The organism is Pseudomonas sp. LBUM1643 (genome assembly GCF_059716215.1).
The window spans coordinates 4,790,294-4,812,925 of sequence record NZ_CP166813.1; the positions used below are offsets into that span (position 1 = coordinate 4,790,294).

At 57.6% G+C, this 22,632-nt stretch carries 19 protein-coding genes; 5 read left to right on the forward strand and 14 right to left on the reverse strand.

All coding sequences use genetic code 11. From position 1 onward, the window contains the following. Positions 1-222: 222 nt before the first annotated feature. The 4 genes from ACA063_RS21475 to ACA063_RS21490 all read left to right on the forward strand — a co-directional run bounded on the left by ACA063_RS21475 (position 223) and on the right by ACA063_RS21490 (position 5,508). Complete coding sequence (locus ACA063_RS21475) at positions 223-1,995, forward strand: N-acetylglutaminylglutamine amidotransferase (protein ID WP_497663291.1); 1,773 nt, start codon at positions 223-225, stop codon at positions 1,993-1,995. A 3-nt stretch (positions 1,996-1,998) separates the two neighbouring features. Further along, positions 1,999-3,747 (forward strand): N-acetylglutaminylglutamine synthetase, encoded by a 1,749-nt coding sequence (gene ngg, locus ACA063_RS21480; protein WP_497663292.1) that lies wholly within the window; start codon positions 1,999-2,001, stop codon positions 3,745-3,747. Between the two features lie 177 nt (positions 3,748-3,924). Further along, positions 3,925-5,115 (forward strand): osmoprotectant NAGGN system M42 family peptidase, encoded by a 1,191-nt coding sequence (locus ACA063_RS21485; RefSeq protein ID WP_497663293.1) that lies wholly within the window; start codon positions 3,925-3,927, stop codon positions 5,113-5,115. Between the two features lie 165 nt (positions 5,116-5,280). Beyond that, entirely contained in the window at positions 5,281-5,508 is a 228-nt protein-coding gene (locus tag ACA063_RS21490) for a YheU family protein (RefSeq protein WP_007945785.1), read from the forward strand. A gap of 54 nt (positions 5,509-5,562) precedes the next feature. Here the strand turns inward: ACA063_RS21490 and csrA are convergent, their stop codons facing one another. From csrA to ACA063_RS21505, 3 genes are all read right to left on the reverse strand, one after another. Next, on the reverse strand, positions 5,563-5,748 hold the full coding sequence (csrA, locus tag ACA063_RS21495; RefSeq protein ID WP_497663294.1) for a carbon storage regulator CsrA: 186 nt from the start codon (positions 5,746-5,748) through the stop codon (positions 5,563-5,565). A 154-nt stretch (positions 5,749-5,902) separates the two neighbouring features. Beyond that, on the reverse strand, positions 5,903-6,235 hold the full coding sequence (locus tag ACA063_RS21500; RefSeq protein ID WP_497663295.1) for a YnfA family protein: 333 nt from the start codon (positions 6,233-6,235) through the stop codon (positions 5,903-5,905). A gap of 64 nt (positions 6,236-6,299) precedes the next feature. Then, positions 6,300-7,115 carry an SDR family oxidoreductase gene (locus ACA063_RS21505; RefSeq protein WP_497663296.1) on the reverse strand — a complete coding sequence of 272 codons (816 nt, stop codon included), beginning with the start codon at positions 7,113-7,115 and terminating at the stop codon, positions 6,300-6,302. A 280-nt stretch (positions 7,116-7,395) separates the two neighbouring features. On the opposite strand from ACA063_RS21505, the gene ACA063_RS21510 reads away from it, so the two are divergent. After that, on the forward strand, positions 7,396-7,554 hold the full coding sequence (locus ACA063_RS21510; protein ID WP_178084746.1) for a DUF3309 family protein: 159 nt from the start codon (positions 7,396-7,398) through the stop codon (positions 7,552-7,554). 110 nt (positions 7,555-7,664) lie between these two features. On the opposite strand, the gene ACA063_RS21515 is transcribed toward ACA063_RS21510, so the two are convergent. The 11 genes from ACA063_RS21515 to ACA063_RS21565 all read right to left on the reverse strand — a co-directional run bounded on the left by ACA063_RS21515 (position 7,665) and on the right by ACA063_RS21565 (position 22,631). Next, positions 7,665-9,029 (reverse strand): DUF1552 domain-containing protein, encoded by a 1,365-nt coding sequence (locus ACA063_RS21515; protein WP_497663297.1) that lies wholly within the window; start codon positions 9,027-9,029, stop codon positions 7,665-7,667. 2 nt (positions 9,030-9,031) lie between these two features. Next, a complete protein-coding gene (locus ACA063_RS21520) occupies positions 9,032-13,165 on the reverse strand; it encodes a DUF1592 domain-containing protein (RefSeq protein WP_497663298.1) in 4,134 nt (1,377 codons plus the stop codon). Positions 13,166-13,643: 478 nt separating this feature from the next. Beyond that, complete coding sequence (locus tag ACA063_RS21525; protein ID WP_497663299.1) at positions 13,644-15,737, reverse strand: LTA synthase family protein; 2,094 nt, start codon at positions 15,735-15,737, stop codon at positions 13,644-13,646. A gap of 480 nt (positions 15,738-16,217) precedes the next feature. Continuing rightward, complete coding sequence (locus ACA063_RS21530; RefSeq protein WP_497663300.1) at positions 16,218-16,820, reverse strand: START domain-containing protein; 603 nt, start codon at positions 16,818-16,820, stop codon at positions 16,218-16,220. Positions 16,821-16,861: 41 nt separating this feature from the next. Then, entirely contained in the window at positions 16,862-17,116 is a 255-nt protein-coding gene (locus ACA063_RS21535; RefSeq protein ID WP_497663301.1) for a YkgJ family cysteine cluster protein, read from the reverse strand. Between the two features lie 166 nt (positions 17,117-17,282). After that, positions 17,283-17,753, reverse strand: a complete 471-nt coding sequence (locus ACA063_RS21540) for a translation initiation factor 2 (protein ID WP_497663302.1) — start codon at positions 17,751-17,753, stop codon at positions 17,283-17,285. A 102-nt stretch (positions 17,754-17,855) separates the two neighbouring features. Continuing rightward, the gene (locus tag ACA063_RS21545) at positions 17,856-19,295 is read right to left on the reverse strand and encodes an aminotransferase-like domain-containing protein (protein ID WP_497663303.1); all 1,440 of its coding nucleotides are present in this window, start codon (positions 19,293-19,295) and stop codon (positions 17,856-17,858) included. Positions 19,296-19,494: 199 nt separating this feature from the next. Further along, positions 19,495-20,307, reverse strand: coding sequence for an OmpA family protein (locus tag ACA063_RS21550; RefSeq protein ID WP_497663304.1), 813 nt, complete (start codon positions 20,305-20,307; stop codon positions 19,495-19,497). After that, on the reverse strand, positions 20,304-20,660 hold the full coding sequence (locus tag ACA063_RS21555) for a DUF4398 domain-containing protein (RefSeq protein ID WP_497663305.1): 357 nt from the start codon (positions 20,658-20,660) through the stop codon (positions 20,304-20,306). The genes ACA063_RS21550 and ACA063_RS21555 overlap by 4 nt, the downstream gene beginning before the upstream one ends. 9 nt (positions 20,661-20,669) lie before the next feature. Then, positions 20,670-21,494 (reverse strand): substrate-binding periplasmic protein, encoded by an 825-nt coding sequence (locus ACA063_RS21560; RefSeq protein ID WP_497663306.1) that lies wholly within the window; start codon positions 21,492-21,494, stop codon positions 20,670-20,672. Between the two features lie 207 nt (positions 21,495-21,701). Beyond that, on the reverse strand, positions 21,702-22,631 hold the full coding sequence (locus tag ACA063_RS21565; protein ID WP_162436393.1) for an electron transfer flavoprotein subunit alpha/FixB family protein: 930 nt from the start codon (positions 22,629-22,631) through the stop codon (positions 21,702-21,704). Position 22,632 lies beyond the last annotated feature (1 nt).

Genomic DNA, 22,632 nt, shown 5'->3' on the forward strand with positions numbered 1-22,632 from the left:
GTCGGGTTTCCGGGCTTTCAAGCAACTACTCCTATGCATCACATCAATAATTACCGCCGCGGCAATGCACACTCGTGCAGCGCGCACCATTCGTCAGCCAATACCCTCTTATAACGTATCGATCTAAAACTCCCGCGAATCGCTCGGGTCAGTTTCTGAGTACCCGCACTTTTGATGCGGTATCGATAGACCCTCCCCAACGGAAAAACCGGTAAGGACTTTATGTGCGGATTAGCTGGCGAGTTACGCTTTGATCATCAACCTGCGGACCTTGCAGCCGTTGAACGAATCACCCATCACCTGGCACCTCGCGGCCCTGACGCGTGGGGCTTTCACAGCCAGGGGCCGATTGCCCTGGGCCATCGCCGCCTGAAAATCATGGACCTGTCTGACGGCTCGGCGCAGCCGATGATCGACAACCAGCTGGGCTTGTCCCTGGCCTTTAATGGCGCGATTTACAACTTTCCCGAACTGCGCACAGAACTGGAAAGCCTCGGCTACGCCTTTTATTCGGGGGGCGATACCGAAGTGTTGCTCAAGGGCTATCACGCTTGGGGTGAAGCACTGCTGCCGAAACTCAACGGCATGTTCGCGTTCGCCATCTGGGAACGTGACGCCAAACGCTTGTTCATCGCCCGCGACCGTTTGGGCGTGAAGCCGTTGTACCTGTCGCGCACCGGTCAGCGCCTGCGCTTCGCCTCGGCACTGCCGGCGTTGCTCAAGGGGGGCGATATCAATCCGATCCTTGATCCGGTAGCGCTTAATCACTACCTGAACTTCCATGCCGTGGTTCCCGCGCCACGCACCCTGCTGGCGGGCATCGAAAAACTGCCGCCAGCCACCTGGATGCGCGTTGAAGCCGATGGCACCACCGAGCAAAAAACCTGGTGGACCCTGCCCTACGGCCCACACGCCGATGAGATGAATCTGACCCTCGAAGACTGGCGCGACCGGGTGCTGGACAGCACGCGTGATGCTGTCGCTATTCGCCAGCGAGCGGCGGTTGACGTGGGTGTCCTGCTGTCCGGTGGTGTGGATTCGAGCATGCTCGTGGGACTGCTGCGTGAAGTGGGCGTGGAAAACCTGTCGACCTTTTCCATCGGGTTCCAGGATGCCGGCGGCGAGCGTGGTGACGAGTTTCAGTATTCGGACCTGATCGCCAAGCATTACGGCACTCAACATCATCAACTGCGTATCGACGAAAAAGAGATCATCGAGCAACTGCCGGCGGCATTTCGTGCCATGAGCGAGCCGATGGTCAGCCACGACTGCATCGCCTTTTACCTGCTGTCCCGGGAAGTCGCCAAGCACTGCAAAGTGGTGCAAAGCGGCCAGGGCGCGGACGAACTGTTTGCCGGTTATCACTGGTATCCGCAGGTAGACGGTGCAGCCGACCCATATGCAGCTTATCGCGATGCGTTCTTCGACCGCAGTTACGACGACTACGCCGCCACCGTGCAACCGAAATGGCTGACGGCGAATGACGCTGCCGGTGACTTCGTGAAGGAACATTTCGCACAGCCTGGCGCCGACGCAGCAGTGGACAAAGCGTTGCGCCTGGACAGCACCGTGATGCTGGTGGATGACCCGGTCAAACGCGTCGACAACATGACCATGGCGTGGGGCCTGGAGGCACGAACTCCATTTCTGGACTATCGACTGGTGGAATTGTCGGCACGTGTGCCGGGCAAATTCAAACTGCCGGACGGTGGCAAGCAAGTCTTGAAAGAAGCGGCGCGGCTGGTCATTCCGAGTGAAGTGATCGACCGCAAAAAAGGTTACTTCCCGGTGCCTGGCCTCAAGCATCTGCAGGGCGATACGTTGAACTGGGTGCGCGAGTTGCTGCTTGATCCTAGCCAGGATCGCGGCCTGTTCAACCCGGCGATGCTTGACCGCCTGCTGACCGATCCCCAAGGCCAACTGACCCCATTGCGTGGCTCCAAGCTGTGGCAATTGGCGGCGCTGAACCTGTGGCTCAGTGAACAAGGAATCTGATCGATGAAACCCCACGCCACGGTTTATAGCCAACGCTTGTTGCGCGGTCAGGCCCCCTCTTACGAACGTTTGCAGGCGCGTCTGGCTGAGGACGGCAGTGAGCTCGGTGCTGCGCCGATCGCAGTGCATTGCGGCTGGGGCCGATTGCTGATCGGCCATACCTTTGCGGACCCGGCGAGCCTCGCTTCGGAGTTGCTCAACGAAAAGCCCGGTGAGCGCGATATTGCGTTGTACGTTGCCGCGCCTCAGCAAATACTGGGGTTGGAGCCTGCGCAGCTGTTTCTTGATCCCTCCGATACCCTGCGCCTGTGGTTCAGCGATTACCGCCCGTCCACTCGAGTGTTTCGCGGGTTTCGTATCCGCAGGGCCCAGAGCGACTCGGACTGGCAGGCAATCAATCATCTCTACCAAGCGCGAGGTATGTTGCCGATAGATGCCAGTTTACTGACCCCGCGTCACTTGGGTGGCCCGGTGTACTGGCTGGCCGAAGATGAAGACAGCGGTGCGATCATTGGCAGCGTCATGGGCCTCAATCATCACAAGGCATTTAACGATCCGGAAAACGGCAGCAGTTTGTGGTGCCTGGCCGTGGACCCGCAGTGTTCGCGACCAGGCGTCGGTGAAGTATTGGTGCGCCACTTGATCGAGCACTTCATGAGTCGCGGCCTGAGTTACCTGGACTTGTCCGTGTTGCATGACAATCGTCAGGCGAAAAGTCTTTACGCCAAGCTCGGCTTTCGCAACCTCTCGACCTTCGCCATCAAGCGCAAGAACGGCATCAATCAGCCGCTGTTTCTGGGTCCTGGCCCCGAGGCCGATTTCAATCCGTATGCGCGGATCATCGTCGAGGAAGCTCATCGCCGTGGCATCGAAGTACAGGTCGATGACGCCGACGCCGGGATGTTCACGCTCATTCATGGCGGGCGTCGAGTGCGTTGCCGCGAGTCCCTGAGCGACCTCACCAGCGCCATCAGCATGAGCCTGTGTCAGGACAAAAGCCTCACGCACAAGGTGCTGAAATCTGCCGGACTGAACCTGCCCTCCCAACAACTGGCCGGCAACGCGGATGACAATCTGGCGTTTCTCGACGAGCACTCACGGGTGGTCGTCAAGCCGCTGGATGGCGAGCAGGGCCAAGGGGTGGCGGTGGATTTGCAATCCATCGAAGACGTACAGCAGGCCATCGAATCGGCGCGTCAGTTCGACAGTCGGGTATTGCTGGAAAGTTTCCACGAAGGCCTCGACTTGCGGATCCTGGTGATCGGTTTCGAGGTTGTTGCGGCGGCGATTCGGCGCCCGGCCGAAGTGGTGGGTGACGGTCAGCATTCCATTGGCGCGTTGATCGAAGCCCAGAGTCGGCGGCGTCAGGCGGCAACCAGCGGCGAAAGCAAAATTCCGCTGGATCATGAAACTGAACGCACCTTGCACGCCGCGGGTTACGACTACAGCAGCATTCTGCCGGCCGGCGAACATCTGTTCGTACGGCGTACGGCGAATCTTCATACAGGCGGCGTTCTCGAGGATGTCACCGCAACCCTGCACCCGACGCTGGTTGATGCCGCCGTGCGTGCAGCGCGGGCACTGGATATTCCAATGGTCGGGCTGGACCTGATGGTGACTTCGGCGGATCAGCCCAAGTACGTGTTCATTGAAGCCAATGAGCGTGCCGGGCTGGCCAACCATGAACCGCAGCCAACGGCAGAGCGATTTGTGGATTTGCTTTTTCCGCACAGTCAGCCGGCTGCGTCATAGCAGGCCTGTGTAGCAGCTGCCGAGGCACGAGGCTGCGTTGCGTGTCCGCAGGACCGCCCTTTGGGGCCGCTGCGCAGCCCAACGCAGCCTCGTGCCTCGGCAGCTGCTACAGCGGGCTTGGCCCCTTCTAATCACTTCATCGAAACCATCGATGTTCTTTACTCATCAGGAGTTTCCATGACCAGCAAAATTCCCGAACCAGACCTCAACTACCTGCAAAAAGTCCTGCTTGAAATGCTCGCCATTCCAAGCCCCACCGGTTTCACCGACACCATCGTGCGCTACGTCGCCGAGCGCCTTGAAGAGCTCGGCATCCCCTTTGAAATGACCCGCCGCGGTACCATTCGCGCCACGCTAAAGGGCAGGAAAAACAGCCCTGACCGAGCGGTCTCCGCGCATCTGGACACCATTGGCGCCGCCGTCCGCGCGGTGAAAGACAACGGTCGCCTGACCCTGGCGCCGGTCGGCTGCTGGTCCAGCCGATTCGCTGAAGGCAGTCGGGTCAGCCTGTTCACGGACAACGGCGTGATTCGTGGCAGTGTGTTGCCACTGATGGCTTCCGGGCACGCCTTCAACACCGCTGTCGATGAAATGCCGATTAGCTGGGACCACATCGAATTACGCCTCGACGCCTACTGCACCACCCGCGCGGATTGCGATTCGCTGGGCATCAGTGTTGGTGACTTCGTGGCCTTCGACCCGTTGCCTGAATTCACTGAAAGCGGGCACATCAGCGCCCGTCACCTCGACGATAAAGCCGGCGTTGCCGCGCTGCTGGCAGCACTCAAAGCGATCGTCGACAGTGGCGAAGAGTTGATGATCGACTGCCATCCGCTGTTCACTATCACCGAAGAAACCGGCAGCGGTGCGGCGGCGGCATTGCCGTGGGACGTCAGTGAGTTCGTTGGCATCGACATCGCGCCCGTTGCGCCCGGGCAGCATTCCAGTGAACACGCGGTGAGTGTGGCGATGCAGGATTCGGGCGGGCCGTATGACTATCACTTGTCTCGACATCTGTTGCGATTGGCCAGTGACAACGAACTGCCCGTGCGCCGCGACCTGTTTCGCTATTACTTCAGCGACGCTCATTCGGCCGTCACTGCCGGTCACGACATTCGCACCGCCCTGCTCGCCTTCGGCTGCGACGCCACCCACGGCTACGAACGGACCCACATCGACAGCCTGGCCGCCCTCAGTCGCCTGCTCGGCGCCTACATCCTCAGCCCGCCGGTGTTTGCCAGCGATGCGCAACCGGCCAAGGGTTCACTGGACCGGTTCAGTCATCAGATCGAACACGAGACACAGATGGAAAGCGACACGCGGGTGCCGTCGGTGGACAGTCTGGTGGGGCAGCGTAACGATAGCTAACGCCAACGCAACCCTGTAGGAGCGGCCGCACGCTGCGATCTATTGATCCTGTTTTTCGTCCTGTTTGAAAATCCAGATCAGAAAGATCGCAGCCTGCGGCGGCGCCTACTGGTGGTGTGTCGATAACCGCCGTAGCATCGCGACATTGTTTTTGCCGAGGTGCCTATGCTGATTCCCTACGACCAACTTGAAGTCGACACCCTGACCCGCCTGATCGAAGACTTCGTGACCCGCGACGGCACGGATAACGGTGACGACACCCCACTGGAAACCCGTGTTTTACGCGTCAGGCAGGCGCTGACCAAGGGGCAGGCACTGATTGTCTTCGACCCTGAGAGCGAGCAGTGCCAGTTGATGCTCAAGCATGATGTGCCCAAGCATTTGTTCGACTGAAGCGTTTCAGAGCGGGATCGAACGATCAACCGAACGCAACAAAACTCGCGGCGCCTATCGTTTCTTGTGTTCGCGTTTTTCGGATTGAATACGCTCGTAGATTTCCGCGCGATGGACCGTGACGCACTTGGGTGCTTCGACCCCGATTCGCACACTGTCGCCATTGACGGCCAATATGCGTATGGAAATGGTGTCGCCAATGGCGATCAATTCGGGTACGACGCGGCTAAGCACTAGCATGGGATGGGGTCCTTCGGGATGACTGGACCCCGAAGATGCCCCGCCCGCGACAGGTCTTCAATGCGGTGTAGGAAATACAGTCATGCCCTACAACCTAAAGCGAACCACACCTTCGGAAAGTTCTTACAAAACGGAAAAATGCAGGATTATTCCTTCAGGAAGCGGAGAAGCGCGGCCCGAAAAGAATGACTGTCGCGCCGATGACGCACAGCGCCACGCCGATCCAGTCCGAACCCAGTGGACGAATCCGCTCCACCACGGCGAGCCAGCCAATCGAAGCAATGATGTAGATGCCACCGTAGGCGGCATAAGCGCGGCCGGCGTAGGTCGCTTCGACACGGGTCAGTAAGAGCGCGAACAGTGTCAGGCTGAGCAGTGCCGGCACCACCCACCACGCGCTTTTGCCTTGGCGCAGCCACATCCAGAAAGCAAAACAGCCAGCGATTTCGAACAGTGCGGCCAGAAAGAACCACAAATAATTGAGCATGTGCCTATCTCGCGAGGATGACCGATGGCGGCCACCCTAGCGACGGCATAGCGTTCGGGCAAGTTCAGCCTGCGGTTTGTTTGGCCTTGGCGCGCATTTTATCGGCCATGACGGTCATTTCGTTGTAGAGCAGTTGCGGATTTTTCTGCTTGATCGCCCACGCCATTCGGCCTTGTTCGTGGGGCAGAATCATGAATTCGCCGGCAGCGACCTGCTGATAGATGTAGTCAGCAATGTCGGTAGCCGTGATCGGCGAACTTTCCAGCAGCTTGCCGACCTGCGCTTTCATGGCAGGCGTCGGGCCACGGAACGAATCCAGCAGGTTGGTCTGGAAAAACGACGGGCATACCACGTGAACGCCTATCTCCTGCTGTGCCAGTTCGATCAGCAGGCTCTCCGACAACGCCACGACACCGGCCTTTGCCACGTTGTAGTTGCTCATGGCGGGGCCTTGCATCAGCGCGGCCATCGAGGCGATGTTGATGATCTTGCCTTTGCTGACTTCCAGCAGCGGCAGGAATGCCTTGCAGCCTTTGACCACGCCCATCAGATTGATCGCGATCTGCCAGTCCCAGTCCTCAAGCGACAGCTCGTTGAAGAACCCGCCCGACGCCACGCCAGCGTTGTTGACGATGACGTCGATACCGCCCAGTTTCTCTTCACAGGCCTGGGCGAATGCCGTCAGCTGACTGTAATCGCGCACATCACAGCGCTGGGTAAAACCATCGCCACCGGCTTCACGAACCCGCTTCAAGGTTTCCTGCAGGCCGGGTTCGCTGACATCCGACAAGGCCAGTTGCCAGCCTTCACGCGCCCAGCGCAGCGCGATTTCGCGACCCAGGCCCGAGCCTGCACCAGTGATCATCATGCGATTTTGCATAGCAAACAGCCTTGTTGTTCCGGGAAAGATCTGTCGAGTGTAGCGAAGGACCTCGGACGACCCACGCTCCATCAGATTGCTGAATGGCCCAGGCAAACCGGGGAAGTGCCTGCGACCAACTAATGGCGTAAAAAAGAAATAAGCCTTTCTTCGAAAAACATTAAAAAAACTTGGAATTTTCTTTCATGGGCAACAGTCGGACTTTGTAAGCAGCCTGGTTTTATAGCAACACGGCTGACAGTTAAACGCCAGGTAGTTCCAGAACACTTCCAACAAGGAAATAAACATGGGCACAATTCTGATTATTATTCTGATCCTGCTGCTGGTAGGTGGTTTACCGGTCTTCCCGCACTCCAGAAGTTGGGGTTATGGGCCATCGGGTATCATCGGCGTGGTGTTGGTGGTGCTGTTGATCCTGCTGTTGCTGGGCAAGATATGAAGATGACAAGGCAGATAACCTGCTGAAATCCAATGCCAGTCAGTCTCACTGACTGGCATTTTTTCTGGGCGGTGCGTCGAAGCCACTGCACGCACAGACTTAAAGCGTCCTCAAACGTTGCTGAAGATTCCTGTGACCGGCTCGATGTTACCTCCGTAAGGCACGCTCGTTCCGGCGGCTTTGGCTATGGTTGCCCATATGCGCTGCATGTCAACGAAGCGCTTGCCAATCACCGGATTTCCCGCATGGTGTTGACGATCCGCCTGCTGCGTGATGTTGAAATAACGTCCTGCACCCTCCCCGCTTTTGAGCAATCCGCTTGCGCCTCCCATCAACACCAACGGCATATCAATGGTGTGCTCAGGGGCTCCGTCGGCCATTTCGCTGGTGAGTACGACGAGCGTATGTTTGAGCAGGTTGTCGCCGGGCACGTGTGGATCCTGATACCGGGCCAATTCGTCCATCAATAGTTTGACTTGCCGAACGTACCATTGCCGCGTTCCCTTCCAGAATGCTTCCCCGGAGCGACGGTGAGCACACTCATGGGGATTACTGGTGGGACTGACATCAATGATATTGAGCGACTCCGCCGAGCGCCCGATTTGAATCGTGGCGACGCGGGTGATCCCGCAACTCAAGGCAGTTGCCACTACTTGATGATGGTCGGCCTGAATCCGGTTGCGGTGCAGCGCACTCCTGTAATCCAGAGGTTCCAGCGTCACTGGCTGGCATTCACCCACGGGTGGACGTGCATCCTCAAGATCCTTGATAACCTGCCGTACCGAGTCCAGATGGGTATCGAGCTTTTGCCGTTCGCCGGCGGAGAGCTTGCTTTTGACCTCCTGGATATCCACCAGGGCTGCCTCCAACAGAGAGCCGGCTCCAGGTTCAGAGTGCTTCATTTGAACGGGGGCCTTGAACAACGACTCAGCCATCAACTTTGGGTCGCGGTAAGGCGTGCGAATTGCAGTCCCCTGGTATGAAACAAACCAGGGATAACCGTCGATCCCGGCATGGGGACCGGCAAACAGACTGCGGTGCGTCGGCTCGCTGCCCGGCATCGCTTGCCCCAACAGGACGTCGATAGACGAATGGTTCTGTTGACTGTCACGTAATAGCCAACCCCAGGCGTTATGGCCAGCATTCCCTGGTCCCAGAAGAATTCCACGCAGGTATAACGATTGACTACGATAGGCGGCCAGTTCCGAGCTGACCTCGCTCAACGTGAATGCCGCGGTATCCATTTCAGATGCAACGGGATGCCACAACCCGAGCCCGTCACCAAAATTTTCACCGCCCTGGAAGGAGTCCACCGCCAGACCGTCAGGTAACACGACAAACACTACCTTCAATTGAGCTTGCTGGGTTTGCCCTGCCAATGCCATGCGCGCCAATCCAAATTGGGTCAGGGGACCATAGATACCCGCCGCAGCCAGGCCCGCCAGAAAACGCCGACGACTTTTCAAAATGCCCATGATCAATTCCTTTCGGTCTTGTAGATGAATGCCTTGGAAGTACCCAGGGTTTTCAACATCTCTGCCAGGGAGCCTGAGGCGTTCAAACCATCGGCAATCGCCTTCACGGTCCCGGAGGTCGATACATCCGATTTTTGGCCAAACACAAATCGGAAGTAGCTGTCCGCCATGCAGAATTGTGACGCTGGACTGCGTGGAACAATCTTTGCGATATCCCGGACGTCATTGATCTGCTCGGTTCCGTTCGTACTGATGAACGGACCGGAAGCCTTGATCGGTAACATCTGCGGGTACTGGTCAAAGTTGTAGGCTTTTTCCTCGGTGCGATAGCGACCGGTCGCGTCGTAATGTTCCATCGATGACCCGGTGTCATTCATGTATTGATGGCATTGCCAGCAGCGCCCCTCTGAAGCCTGCTCGCCGTTTACCAGGTCCCAGTGCTCACGGGTGGTCACTGCGCGAGGAGGATAGACAGGGGTCGTAGGGTCGGCTTCCACGGGCGCACCAAATTCGCGGCAGAACATCTGCTCGCGGATCATGATTCCACGCTTGACCAATGAAGTGCTCACGTAGTCCGATGTGGCAGCCTGGGTCAGCCCCAGATGCAGCAAGCCTCCCCGTCTCTCGTCTACCGCTACCTTTTGCATCGTGCTGCCCGTGACTCCGCTGATTCCGTAGTGCGCGGCCAGGTCCTGGTTCAGATAGGTATAACCGGGATTGAACAGCTGACTCAGGGTACCTGCACCCAGCAGCAGGTTTTTGCTCAGCAGATACTGCTCTTGAGCCATCAGCTCAACCATATCCTTAGTCAACCCCGGCTTTTCCTGAACCCCGCGGACCGTCTTGACGTAGTAGCTGACGAAGCGGTTGAATTGCTCGATGCCGCGATCCGTTTTCATCATTCGCTCAATCTCCGCGGAGATCTGTTGCGTTGTCTGCAACTCGTTTCGCTGCGCCTTGGCCAACAGCTCGACATCCGGAGTCGTGCCCAGGAAACCGAAGGAGAGTGCAGTGGCGACTTCGAACGGGGTCAATTGATACACGGTACCTTCACTCGTTGTCTGCACCCCCAACTCCGAGCGATAGAGAAAATGCGGCGATAGCAAAAGAGCGGCGATCAAGGCAGGCGCCCCCTGCTCATCGAACAGTTTCTGATAACGCGAACGCTCGGCGTCGGACACAGGGCGACGGAACAACTGATAGCCCAACGAGGTAACCAGGTCAGTTCCTGCGCGGGAGGTTGCCAGCGCACTCAAGCGTGCCGGCGGAACGCGGTCCGCCACCGATAACGCCATGTCGTAGAACAGTTTGACGTCCTCTGCCTGCAGAATCCCCTTGTCCGCCTCCCCTGGGTACTTGAAGTCTTTTTCCGATTTGTCCGCTGGCAACTTCTCGGAATTGATCTCGACACCCAGGATGTCCCTGACGCTGGCGGCATACTCGTCAGGCGTCAACAATCGCATCTGCCGTGCGCCATGGGATTCGCCCTGATCCAGATAGGGTTTCCAGACGACGTTTAACAACTGCTTGCTGATTTCGGTCGCACAGGTCGTATCACAATGCCCTGATACCGGCATGGTCTTGATGTGTTTGACCAGCGCATCCTGGCCCGCCACGCTCCACGCCAAGGCCATGCGCAAACTGTCGAAATACTCGACCGCGTGGCATTTGGTGCAGGATTCAGCCAAGACCGTCTCGCCCAGGTTCTTGACATGCCGATAGGCAATGGAGGGTAGCTGTTGGTCCTCGCTGGCCTCATCAATCACTACCGATTCCAGTTCCGGCTGCGGTTTTTCATTCGAGTAGAACGGGTAGATAAATTTGTAAGTGCCATAATCCAGAGTGTGTGTCGTACTTTCCCCCCAAGGAATTTCAATGAACTGTGGCGCGGCATTGCTTTGGGCTTCGTTGACCAGGCTGATGCGCCATTGAGCATCGTTGACCGAAGCAGGTTTGGCCGGCGCCTGAATCTTGACCTTGACCTCAAGCTTGATCGGCCGTTCGCGGTAATTCAGGGTGATGGTCTCACTCTCGTTCGCTTGCGAGAGGGTAAAAGATGTATTTCGTACCTGAGGAATCCAGTTTTTGACGTCGTTGAGCCGCAACTTATACTGACCAAACTTAAGCCCATTGAGAATTATTCTTGCGGCATTGTCTGCGTAGTGCCAGGACATTTGCACCAGCCGGCTATTGCCATCGGGATCAATCAGGTAACCGCTGATCATCTCGTTTTCCAGTCCGTCTGGCGGCAACGTCGGGCGCAATTCCAACCGGGTCGGCGGCAACCCGGTTGCGTCATAGCGCACGCGATAAATGACCCCGGCGACGTCGTCGCTGATCAACAGGCTGCCATCCGCCAGTTCGAGAAACTCGACGGGGCGTCCGATGCACGAGTTATCCAGGCAGTAGACATCGAATCGGTCCGGGTCCTGCACAAACCCGTTGATCAACGGGATCTGATTGACGACTTGCTTACCGCCCTGAATGGTCAGCATTTGAATATCCATGCCGGGGCGCGCCGTGGAGCCCGCACCATGCATTGCGACAAGCAAACGCTGGGTACCCGACGCCGCGCTGGGGTAACCAGACCAGAACTTGACACCCAGCGGCGCAGTGTTGGTTCCCGAGGCAAATGCCGCTGGTACATAATCGGCGGGATTGATCTGTTCAAGCGATTTGTCGGACACAATGGCACCCGGCACCAGCGGCGGCTGGATCACGCTCGGGTCCCGATACTCCTCATCGGTGAAGCCGGGCGTGTCTTTACCAAATCTGTATGGCACGCCGAAATGCAAACCGGGCTTGCTGATCACGTTGACTTCGTCCGGGTTGGGGAAGCCTTGGCGATTGTTGTCGCTGAACCATATCTGGCCGTCCTGGGGATTCCAGTCGAAACCAACGGAGTTGCGCACCCCCGTGGCTAGAATCTCGGACGCTCCTGTTTCCAGGGAGTAACGCAAGACCGTCCCATAACGCTTGTCGGGAGGAATCATGCACAGGTTGCAGGGAGTGCCGACTGCCGTATAAATCCACTTGTCCGACGGATCGAGCGGATTGAAACGCAAGGGGTGTTTCATGTGCCAGATTCGGGTGCTCGACCCAGACGCTTGCGAAGGCAGGGGAAACACGTTGTCGTCTGCCGGAAAGTTGAAAACCAACTGGGGTTTTGGATCATTGTAGTTTTCATCTGCTTTGGCTACGCGGTACAGGCCACCGGTGGTCGAGTAATACAGGTCACCGTCACGATATGCCACGCCGTGGGGCTCCTCCAGGCCACTGGCGATCACATAAACCCCGGTCGGTTTGCCTGCCGCATCCAGAGGCAGCGCGTAAATCATATCGCCGATTTTTCCGTCATAAACGTACGAAGGGATGGCGCTGGAACCGACGTACAACACATCCTTGCCCATGGCCATCTGCCGAGGCTGAATAAGCCCCTGGGCAAACAGCTCGATTTTTATCCCAGGCAAACCGCTGAGCTTGCTCACCTCCACAGGCGGGCGATACTTGATCGTCACGGCTTGCTCCTCCCCCTGCGGCTCCTTGAACGAGACAATGCGCGGGGTGTTCAGCGGGCTGAACCCATCAGCGGTATTCATCACCAGTTGATAGTCGCAAGCTTTCAGATTATCGAGATGGAGCGTTTCGTTGGCCTTCGCGCTGATCGCAATCTCTTCGGTCTTGCAACGCAAGACTCCGGTGACCATCTGGTCGGCGCGAGCGACACCGGGCACCGCCGGTTTCAAGGGTGCCTTGCCGCTGAGCGTGGAAAAATCCAGAGTCAGGCGATTGCCCTCAAAGCCGCCGCATTCGCCGAGTGCTTTCCATGCATCTTTCCAGGGGCCATTTACGAGTAATGGCTCGTACGCCGGAACCTGACACCATGCATAGCTTCCGGGACCCTGCGGTGAGTCTGGATCTTCATCTTTCCAGCATTCAAAAAGCTGGTCGTGATGCTGAACCTGTTCCCCCGCCGCATAGACCTTGTTTTTTACATAATCGGGAACCGACGTACAGGCATTACGTGAAGATGAAGATTCTGAAGTTCCGGGAGAAATCACCATCGCGACAATGACACCGAGCGCCACCAGGCACGCAAGCCACAGCAAACGAAACACACCGACAGACTTAGTCATGAAGCAAGCCTCGTTGATCAGCCAGGTGCTTTCCCGATTCGGACGAATCTGCTGATGCAGTGTCCTGCGGCGAACTACCTGGACCGAAACGGCAGGCCTGCGAGAGCCCAAACCGATCCGGCGTTTCTATTGGAATGCCTTCCAATACAGTTCCACTGCATGACCACGACATGGCAAAAGCCATAGAGACAGGAACAAAGAGACATTCATCCTTGAAATACGGTCCGTCAGCCTGCTGGACCAAGTACCACAAGCGTCTTTATCAAATGCTCAAATCACGAGGCTGTCTACTGACAGAGTTGACAGGTATCGCCCTTTTATTGTTGGTTAATTGACCTCTTGAAGGGCGGGCCACCACCCGTTCCGTTCGCAAAAAAAAATCCGACGCCAGGGGTTGGCATCGGATTTCTCTTCAGTCTTCGCAAACGTTCGTAGTCGGGATTAGCCCATCACGACCTTTACATTATTTGCAAAACACTCAGTCAGGCTTGCCATCCACCACACCGGCGGTGTTGTCGATCAGGCTTTTGGTCGCCGTCTGCAGGAATGCTTCAAGTTTCTGCTTGAGTTCAGCGGTACGCGGTGCGTCCGGAATAACTTCCGCACGAGGCGATGCGCCCAGCTCGTACTGGTACACCTTCGGCGCCATTTCCTTTTCCTTTGGCAGGACCAGGATCTGATCGGCCGTGATGATGGCGGTGGTCTGCTCACTGCCCGACGGCTTGATCACACCGAAACCGGTGTCGCCTGCAGGCAGGTTCAGCAGATCACGCCCCCAGCACTGATGGCGTACTTCGCCGCCGATCCGACCCATGATGGTCGGCACGATGTCGATCTGGGTGCCCACGGTATGGTCGCGCTCGCCGAATTTTTCCTGGATGCCCGGTGCGATCAGCAGCATCGGCACGTTGAAGCGACCCAGGTCCATTTCGGTGATCTGACGCTCGTTACCAAACCCGTGGTCGCCCACGATGACGAACAGGGTTTCCTTGAAGTAAGGCTCTTTGCGCGCTTTCTCAAAGAACTGACCCAGCGCCCAGTCGGCGTATCGCATGGCCGTCAAATGTTCGTTCAGGCTGCCACGATCGGTTACGCGCTCCACCGGCAAAGGCGTCGGCAAAGCGTAAGGCGTGTGGTTGGACAGGGTTTGCAGCAATGCATAGAACGGCTTGCCGTTTTCCCGGCCCTTGAGCTCGATCAGACCACGGTCGAACATGTCCTGGTCGGACACGCCCCAGGTCGGATCGGAGAACACCGGGTTCACATAATCATTACGACCGATGAAGTTGGTCATGCCCTGGCTGCTGAAGAAGCCCGACTGGTTATCCCAGGCGAAGTCGCCGTTGTAGACATAGACATCGTCATAGTCGCGGGCACTGAGCAATTGCGGCAGACCGGACAATTTGTGACTGCCTTCCGGCGTCTGCATCAGGTATTCGAAGCCTGGCAGGTTCGGGAAGCAGGCCATCGTGGCGAACATACCCTGGTGGGTGTGCGTGCCATTTGAGAAGAAGCGATCGAACAAGAGGCCTTCCTTCGACAGTTTGTCGAGGTACGGCGTGATGTTGCCCGAGGCGCCTAATGCGCCGACCGAGTGACCAGCCATGCTTTCCATCAGGATCACGACGACGTTTTTGATCGGCAGGGTCTTGTCGGCAGGCGGCGTGTAATCGCGACGCACAGCGGCGGTATCGGCATCGACCAGTTTGTCGTCCGGCATCACCAGCATGTCACGCACGATTTTCTGGGCTTCAGGCTGTGGCAGGGTGGCCTTCCAGATGTTGTCGCGGTCTTCGGACATGCGGCTCTTGGCTGCAGCGATCAGCGACAGGGTGCCGTTAAGGCCCAGCTGGTTGGCGAAGTTCGAGTCGGTGGTGTAGACGTCACCCCAGCGCAGCGGCGGACCCTGACGCAGTGTTCCACGCGCTGCGACCACGCAGATCAGCAGGCAAACCACGAACACGGCCGTGCGCGTGTACCACGGAGCGACCTGGCGAGTGCTGATGGTGCCACCGCTGAACGGCCCACGTGGACGGGTAGCACGGTCGGCGCCCTTGAAAGCGAGCGTCAGGATGATGGTGCCTGCGACCCACGCCAACAGGTAACGAACGACCGGGAAACCGTACCAGAGCATGCTCATCACGGTTTTCGGGTCTTCTTTCACGTATTGGAACACCAGGCCGTTGAGGCGCTGGTGAAACTCACGGTAGAAATCCATCTCCATCAGGCCAAGGAACAACGCGATGCTCGAAGCAACGGTCAGCCAGAAACGGAAGAAGCCGCGGGCAGCCATGGCGCGGACACTGAACAGCGCCAGCACCAGCGGAATGCTGAGGTAGACCACCAGGCGCAGGTCGAAACGCAGGCCATTGACGAACGCTTCGACGAAGGTCGAGGCCGGGGTATCGAGGATCATCTCGCTGTTGTAGATCAGCAGCGCGAGGCGCAGCAGGCTGAACATGACCATCATGATCAAGGCGCACAGCAGCGTGTAGGCCAGATGCGATTTGACGGTCGGTTGCAGCAGGCGGCTTGAAGCTCGCTGCTGTTTCAGGGCGTCCGGGTTTGCCATGTCGTTTTAGGACCCATTGGAAGTTGAAGTTTCAAAAATACGGCGGCGCCTTGCCCTCTGTTGGCCAGGAACTGGCCCCGGGGCTTGCGCGGTGCGCAAATGTTGCACGATCACCCGCAGCATTGCCATTGATTACTGTTCGGCATTGGGGCGGGCGGATTGTCTTGGAGGCTTTGTGAAAATTTCGTGCAACGCATATCCGGAAACAAAATAAAGGCTGTTCGGGCTATTACTGTTGAGTTGAGCCGCTTCATTGACAACGCAAACTTTGTAGCAGCTGGCGAAGCCTGCGTTCGGCGACGCAGTCTGTGGCGAGGGAGCTTGCTCCCGTTTGGCAGCAAATCCGAAGAGGCCTGCTGCGCAGTCCAGCGGGAGCAAGCTCCCTCGCCACAGCTTCGCCAGCTGCTACATAGGTATGCGGTGTGGCTTGATAAAAAACGCCCCAAACCAGTCGGGGCGTTTTGTTCACGAGCAATGCAATTACTTCTCGGCGCGTTCTTTCAGAGCCTTCAACGTATTGAACGGCGCATCCACCACAAACTTGTTAGCCACCATCGACGGCACGCTGCCGCCCGGCTCGGTGTGAACCTGGTAGGTCACTTCAATCTGATCGCCCTTGGGCACGAATTTCCAGAAGCCTTCAACCTTGGCGACCCGCACAAAACCTTTCTCCTCAGGCATGTACGTCGGCACGCTCTCAAGCTTGCGGGTCAGGCTGCCATCAGCGCCTTGGGTCGTGGTGACATGCATGACCGAATCACGCGGGGTGACAGGCCATGGTGTATTGAACTGCGTATAGGTCCAGCTTTGATCGCCTTCGTGCTTGAGCAACTTCTGCATCTTGCATTCATGAATCCAGGCACAGGCACCCGGCACGTCTTCCTGCAATGCGCGCAGTTTGGCCATGGTGGTCTTCATCAGGGTCACACCCTGATAGGCCTTGTAGTCGGAGCCGGCCACTTCACTGAGAGATACCTTGATGCCGTCCTCGTTCTTGGCAACTTTCCAGTCCTCGGCGTGTACCGATGTCGCCAGAAAAACCGTTAACCCACACAGCACAGCCATACGATGCAGCGAACCCATAGTCTTATTCCTTATTGTTGAAGTTCCGTTCGTCAAACACATCACGCCGCCGTCATTTGCTCCCACCAGCCAATCAGGTTGATCGCTTCTTCGCTGCTGTTGCCACATACCTCGGGGTCGGCATCAAACGCCGAACAAACCGCCGGGCGCTCAGGTCTGCCGAAAATGTTGCACAGGTTTTCGACCGACAGTTGCAGGCAACGTTCTCCCGCGGGTTTGCCATTGGGCATACCGGGAATCGGTGAGCTGATGGAAGGGGCAATGCAACAGGCGCCACAGCCCTCACGGCATTTCATGACGACAAGCTCCTCGCGACGGGCGATGTATTAAAAGGACGGGACACAGAGTAACCGCTTAAACAGTTGTTTTAAATTACACGGGCGCAGGTTTTTACGATCAGACAGGTGTGACTGACCAGTCTCCGACAAAGCGTCCGGCTTGTGAGTCACGTATCAGGGAATTTTACTGTTTGAACTCGAAGTCCAGAGCTGCGCCTTCGACGTCGCGGCGCTCTTCATTGCGCAGTTGCAACTGCATTTCGTTGCTGAGCAGGCGTCCGTTGAGCTGGAAAGGACTGCTACCGGCCTTGTCCCCGAACATCTGCGGCAGTAGTTCATCGTGCCGGGGCAATGGCACCGTACCGATCGGGTCGAGTTCTTCGACCATGTCTTTGGGCAGGCTTAAATCGAGCTTGGCCGCCGGAAGCGGGGTTTTTGCGATCTCGCTGGCGGATTTCGACTTGGAAGCAACCGGCGGGCGTTTTTTTACCACCGCCTGTTTGCTTTTGGCCGGCGCTGTTTTTTTCGCGGGTGTCGTTTTCTTCTCGCGAACGCTTGCCGGCGGGTTCTCCTGAACGGAAGCCGCCATGACGCTTTCTTGAACAGTCATCAGCAGGAAGATCGACAGACAGGCGACGGGGAAAAACTGTTTCATGGACCCAACGGCACTCAGGGCAGAGGGCCATATGCTCGCCTGTTGAAGACCACAAGACAAGCACAGGCAGGAATTACCTGCCCTCCCCGTCAAATATCCCCGTCAAAAACCGGCGCCCGTTTCCTGGCAAAGCTGGGTGGCAAGCATGCCCAGCGTCATCAGGGCACGCTCGGCCTCACGGTTCCAAGGGATTGCGCAGTTCAGTCGAATGCAGTGGTTGAACTGCTCGGTGTTACTGAAAATCAGCCCCGGAGCAATGCTGATACCTTGCTGCAACGCTCGAACATGCAGTTCCTGGGTGTTGACTCGCCCCGGCAGACTCACCCACAGAATGAAACCACCGGTAGGCCGGGTCATCTGTGTGCCTTCGGGGAAATGCTGCTGAACCGCCAGTTGAAAAGCACTGAGGTTTTTGCGGTACTCCTGGCGGATGTAACGCAGATGCCGGTCGTAGCCGCCGTTTTCCAGATAAGCCGCAATGCCCATTTGCGTGACACTGCACGCAGAATGGGTGCTGAAGGTCTGCAAACGCTGGATTTCCTGCTGATACTTGCCCGCGATCATCCAGCCGATCCGCACGCCGGGCGACAAGGTTTTGGAGAAGCTTGAGCAATAGATCACCCGATCCAGCCGGTCATAGGCCTTCAGCGATTTGGTGCGACCTTGTTCGAACATCAGTTCGCCGTAAATATCGTCCTCGACAATCTGGATATCGAAGTCCGATGCCAGGCGCAGTAATTGCTTCTGGCGCTCTTCGGGCATGGTGCCGCCCAAGGGATTGCTCAGACGAGTGGTCAATACCAATGCCTTGATCGACCACTGGTTGGCCGCCAGTTGCAAGGCTTCGAGGCTCATTCCGGTGGCCGGATCACTGGGAATCTCGATGACCTTGAGGCCTAGTAGATCAGCCAGTTGCAGCAAACCGTAGTAAGTCGGAGATTCGGCGGCAATCAGATCGCCCGGTCGGGTCAGGACGCGCAAGGACATCTGCAGGGCATCGACGCAGCCGTGAGTGATGACCACTTCAGATGGATCAACCACCACACCCGCATCACGCATGCGAATCGCGACTTGCCGGCGCAACGGTTCGAAACCCGGGCTGAACATGTAGCTGAAGGCGCGCGGGCTGTGGAAGCGAGTCACCTTTGCCAGTTGCTGATGCAGCGCGCGCACCGGCAGGTAATCGACACTCGGCACGGCGGCGCCCAAGGGAAAAACGCCTTCACGACGAGATTCGACCAAGACCTGCTGAATGATGCTGCTGCGCGTCACCAGTCCGGGGCGCTCGACCCTGGCGATGTCCGGTGTCGGTGCTGTCAGGGCGGGAGTCTGGTGTACGTAGTAGCCAGACTGCGGCCGGGCACGAATCAGCCCCTGGTCTTCGAGATTGGCGTAGGCCTGCAACACCGTGGCGTGGCTGACGTTGAGCTGCGAGCTCATCTTGCGTACCGAGGGCACACGCTCCCCCGGTTGATAGACACCGCGGCGGATGTCTTCGGCCAGCTGTTGAGCAATACGTTGGTAAAGCAGGAGATTGGTCATGACGCGACACTCGATTTCACGGGCATTTTATTCTTGTGTGAAACATACCGGAACAGTTTAGAAGTGTACTGGGACAGTTGCCACAATAGTCGACCATACAGTGCAGTGTCAGCAAAAACTGTACTGTTTTGAGGGTTGGTTGGCAGGCATAAAAAAACCCGGCACTGTCGAGCAGGCCGGGCTTTCCAATGACGCCACCCTATCGGGCGGCGCCGAGTTGGCCTTTTTCGTCGGAGAACACAATTTCCACCCGACGATTCTGTGCACGGCCCCGTTCGGAGGCATTCACGTCCACCGGGTATTCATCGCCATAGCCCTCGACCTGAATTCGCTTGTCGTCAATGCCCAGGTCCATCAACACGTCCGCCACCGATTGCGCGCGGTCACGGGACAACTTGAGGTTTTCCTGCTTGCCGCCGGTGCTGTCGGTATAGCCTTCGATGCGTACTACGCGTTTGGGGTTGAGCTGCAGGAACTGCACAATCTTCAACACCACGCGGTTTGCCGAATTCTTCAATTCCGCTTCGCCCGTGTCGAACAGTACGTCACCCAAGGTCATCACCAGACCACGGTCAGTCTGGGTGGTTGCCAGCGCAACAATCTGTTCTTCCAGCCACTTGCCCTGCTGCTGGACGCTGAGCAACTTGGATTCGCGCAGGGCCAACTGCAGGCGCTGACGCTCGAGTTCCAGCTTCGCGGCACTCTCTTCATTGAGCACTTTATTGGTGTGCTCACGCGCGATTTCGCTGTAGCGCTGACTCAGGTAGGCGTAATGCAGCACATCCGAACCGCTCCCCCAGTAGCTGGAGAGTCGGTCGGCGCGCGCCAGCGACTCGCCCGCACGGATCACGTCCTTGGGCGCGATGCGCAACACGTTGGAATCTTCCTTCACCTTCTGAAAGTCGGTCCCCGCCTGCTGCAACGCAGCGTCGCTGTGCTGACCGGCACATCCAAAGAGACCTGCACAACTTACCAGGATCAAGCCACCCAAGGCTTTGGATTTAAGGCTCATTGGGCATCTCCCAGTTGCTTGCGCAGTCGAGTGATGCGGGTATTGAGGACGTTCAACTGCTCCTCGCTCTTGAGGGTCAGCACACGTGCCTCGGCCAGACGTGCGTCCAGCTCAGCCTGCTCGGCTCGCATGCGCGCATTCTTGAAGGATTGGTCGTTCATGCTGCCCTTGGCACGGTTGTACTTGTCTTCGGCCAATTTCATTTCCGGCACATCGTCGGCGGTAGCACCCACAGCCTTGGCTTGTTCAAGCGCTTGTTCCGTCAGACGCAGTTGTTCATTCGGCGCCGGATCGGCTGCACAACCCGCCAGAGCCAGAACGGCCAGGGCAGCGAAAAGAGGTCGAATACTCACTAAAAATCCCTACTGTTTTGGGGTACTGGCGGGTTGTTGCTGCTGCTGCTTCCAACGCTCGATATTGCGCTGCAACGCGGCTTCCGTCAGACCGGACGCGGGCAATTCTGTCATCTTTTTGGCCAACTGTCCGCGCAACCACGGATCGTTGCAGGCGGAGTTATGGGAAACCGCCAGATACAGCCCCGGTTTGTCGACCGGCTGCGCACGCGCGATGAGGTCATTGGCCATGCTTAACGACTGCGCGGCGGCCATGCCCGAGTAACGTCCCGCCAGCACAAACTCCACTTCACCCAACAGCAGTTTCTGAAAAGCCTGGGTCAGGTTGGGCGTGCGTGTGAGGCTTAATTGCTGTTCGGCGAAGGTGCCGAACTGCGGTGTCAGACGCGCTTTTTCCGACAGTGCGCCGGGATGCCCGTGCAGATCTTGCGCTTCGTTGTAGACCAGTACCGAATCTTTTCGGGTCCAGACGAGGTAATCGTTTTCCAGCAGCGGAGGATGAATGTAATCCAGCGATTCCAGCTCGCTGAGCGTCAACGGAGCATCGGCCAGCATATCCATGCGCCCGCTGCGCACTTCGTCCAGGGCTTGGGAGCGTTTACCGGCGTACAGCAGGTCGACCTTGATTCCCAGCTCTGCGGCTACGTGCTGTAACAGGTCCGCACTGGCGCCGATCAGGTGCTTGGGGTTTTGCGGGTCCTGCCACAGGTAAGGGGGCGCGTCGGGGCTACCGGTCACCACCAGGCGCTCGCACTTGCCTGCCGCCAAGGACAGCGTGGGCAACGTCATCAGACTCATCAGCAGTGAACAACCGAATAAACGGCGCAGATCCATGGCAATAATCTCCCACTCAATCCCGATTTACATCCCCACCTGTAGGAGCTGTCGAGTGAAACGAGGCTGCGATCTTTTACGGGCCACTTGAATCTCAAGCGAAAGATCAAAAGATCGCAGCCTCGTTTCACTCGACAGCTCCTACACAGAGCGGCCAAAAAAAAACCCGACCAAAAGGTCGGGCTCTTTATAAGTGAAGCGGCTGGATTAGACCAGCTTCTCCAACTCAGGGATGGCTTCGAACAAGTCCGCCACCAGGCCGTAATCGGCCACCTGGAAGATCGGTGCTTCTTCGTCCTTGTTGATCGCAACGATCACTTTGGAGTCTTTCATGCCAGCCAGGTGCTGAATCGCGCCGGAGATACCGACGGCGATGTACAGCTGTGGAGCAACGATCTTGCCGGTCTGACCGACCTGCATGTCGTTCGGCACAAAACCTGCGTCGACCGCGGCGCGGGAAGCACCCACGGCAGCGCCCAGCTTGTCGGCCAGGGCGTACAGGTGTTTGAAGTTGTCGCCGTTCTGCATGCCGCGGCCGCCGGAAACGACGATCTTGGCAGCGGTCAGTTCCGGACGATCCGATTTAGCCAGCTCTTCGCCAACGAAGCTGGAAAGGCCAGCGTCGTGAGCTGCAGCAACGGCTTCAACGGCAGCCGAACCACCGGTCGCAGCAACCGGGTCGAAACCGGTGGCACGCACAGTGATCACTTTGACCGCAGCGTTCGATTGAACGGTAGCGATAGCATTACCGGCGTAGATCGGACGCTTGAAGGTGTCGGCGCTTTCTACCGAGATGATCTCGGAGATCTGGTCAACATCCAGTGCAGCGGCAACGCGCGGCAGGATGTTTTTGCCGTTGGAAGTGGCGGCAGCCAGGATGTGGCTGTAGCCCTTGCCCAACTCTGCTACCAGAGGAGCGACGTTTTCCGGCAGCTGGTGAGCGTAGGCAGCGTTGTCGGCTACCAGCACTTTAGCCACGCCAGCCACTTGTGCAGCGGCTTCAGCCACGGCGCCAGCGCCCTGACCTGCAACCAGCACGTGGATGTCGCCGCCGATTTTGGCAGCAGCAGCAACGGTGTTCAGCGTGGCCGGAGCCAGCACTTTGTTGTCGTGCTCAGCGATTACCAAGATAGTCATG

What these genes read in the sequence shown, in the direction of transcription:
- ACA063_RS21490 (WP_007945785.1), top strand. Translation starts at nt 5,281, where the DNA reads ATGCTGATTCCCTACGACCAACTTGAAGTCGACACCCTGACCCGCCTG.
- ACA063_RS21515 (WP_497663297.1), bottom strand. Translation starts at nt 9,029, where the DNA reads ATGGGCATTTTGAAAAGTCGTCGGCGTTTTCTGGCGGGCCTGGCTGCG.
- ACA063_RS21520 (WP_497663298.1), bottom strand. Translation starts at nt 13,165, where the DNA reads ATGACTAAGTCTGTCGGTGTGTTTCGTTTGCTGTGGCTTGCGTGCCTG.
- ACA063_RS21525 (WP_497663299.1), bottom strand. Translation starts at nt 15,737, where the DNA reads ATGGCAAACCCGGACGCCCTGAAACAGCAGCGAGCTTCAAGCCGCCTG.
- ACA063_RS21565 (WP_162436393.1), bottom strand. Translation starts at nt 22,631, where the DNA reads ATGACTATCTTGGTAATCGCTGAGCACGACAACAAAGTGCTGGCTCCG.
- ACA063_RS21540 (WP_497663302.1), bottom strand. Translation starts at nt 17,753, where the DNA reads ATGAAACAGTTTTTCCCCGTCGCCTGTCTGTCGATCTTCCTGCTGATG.
- csrA (WP_497663294.1), bottom strand. Translation starts at nt 5,748, where the DNA reads ATGCTAGTGCTTAGCCGCGTCGTACCCGAATTGATCGCCATTGGCGAC.
- ACA063_RS21485 (WP_497663293.1), top strand. Translation starts at nt 3,925, where the DNA reads ATGACCAGCAAAATTCCCGAACCAGACCTCAACTACCTGCAAAAAGTC.
- ngg (WP_497663292.1), top strand. Translation starts at nt 1,999, where the DNA reads ATGAAACCCCACGCCACGGTTTATAGCCAACGCTTGTTGCGCGGTCAG.
- ACA063_RS21475 (WP_497663291.1), top strand. Translation starts at nt 223, where the DNA reads ATGTGCGGATTAGCTGGCGAGTTACGCTTTGATCATCAACCTGCGGAC.
- ACA063_RS21505 (WP_497663296.1), bottom strand. Translation starts at nt 7,115, where the DNA reads ATGCAAAATCGCATGATGATCACTGGTGCAGGCTCGGGCCTGGGTCGC.
- ACA063_RS21500 (WP_497663295.1), bottom strand. Translation starts at nt 6,235, where the DNA reads ATGCTCAATTATTTGTGGTTCTTTCTGGCCGCACTGTTCGAAATCGCT.
- ACA063_RS21550 (WP_497663304.1), bottom strand. Translation starts at nt 20,307, where the DNA reads ATGAGCCTTAAATCCAAAGCCTTGGGTGGCTTGATCCTGGTAAGTTGT.
- ACA063_RS21560 (WP_497663306.1), bottom strand. Translation starts at nt 21,494, where the DNA reads ATGGATCTGCGCCGTTTATTCGGTTGTTCACTGCTGATGAGTCTGATG.
- ACA063_RS21535 (WP_497663301.1), bottom strand. Translation starts at nt 17,116, where the DNA reads ATGAAATGCCGTGAGGGCTGTGGCGCCTGTTGCATTGCCCCTTCCATC.
- ACA063_RS21530 (WP_497663300.1), bottom strand. Translation starts at nt 16,820, where the DNA reads ATGGGTTCGCTGCATCGTATGGCTGTGCTGTGTGGGTTAACGGTTTTT.
- ACA063_RS21545 (WP_497663303.1), bottom strand. Translation starts at nt 19,295, where the DNA reads ATGACCAATCTCCTGCTTTACCAACGTATTGCTCAACAGCTGGCCGAA.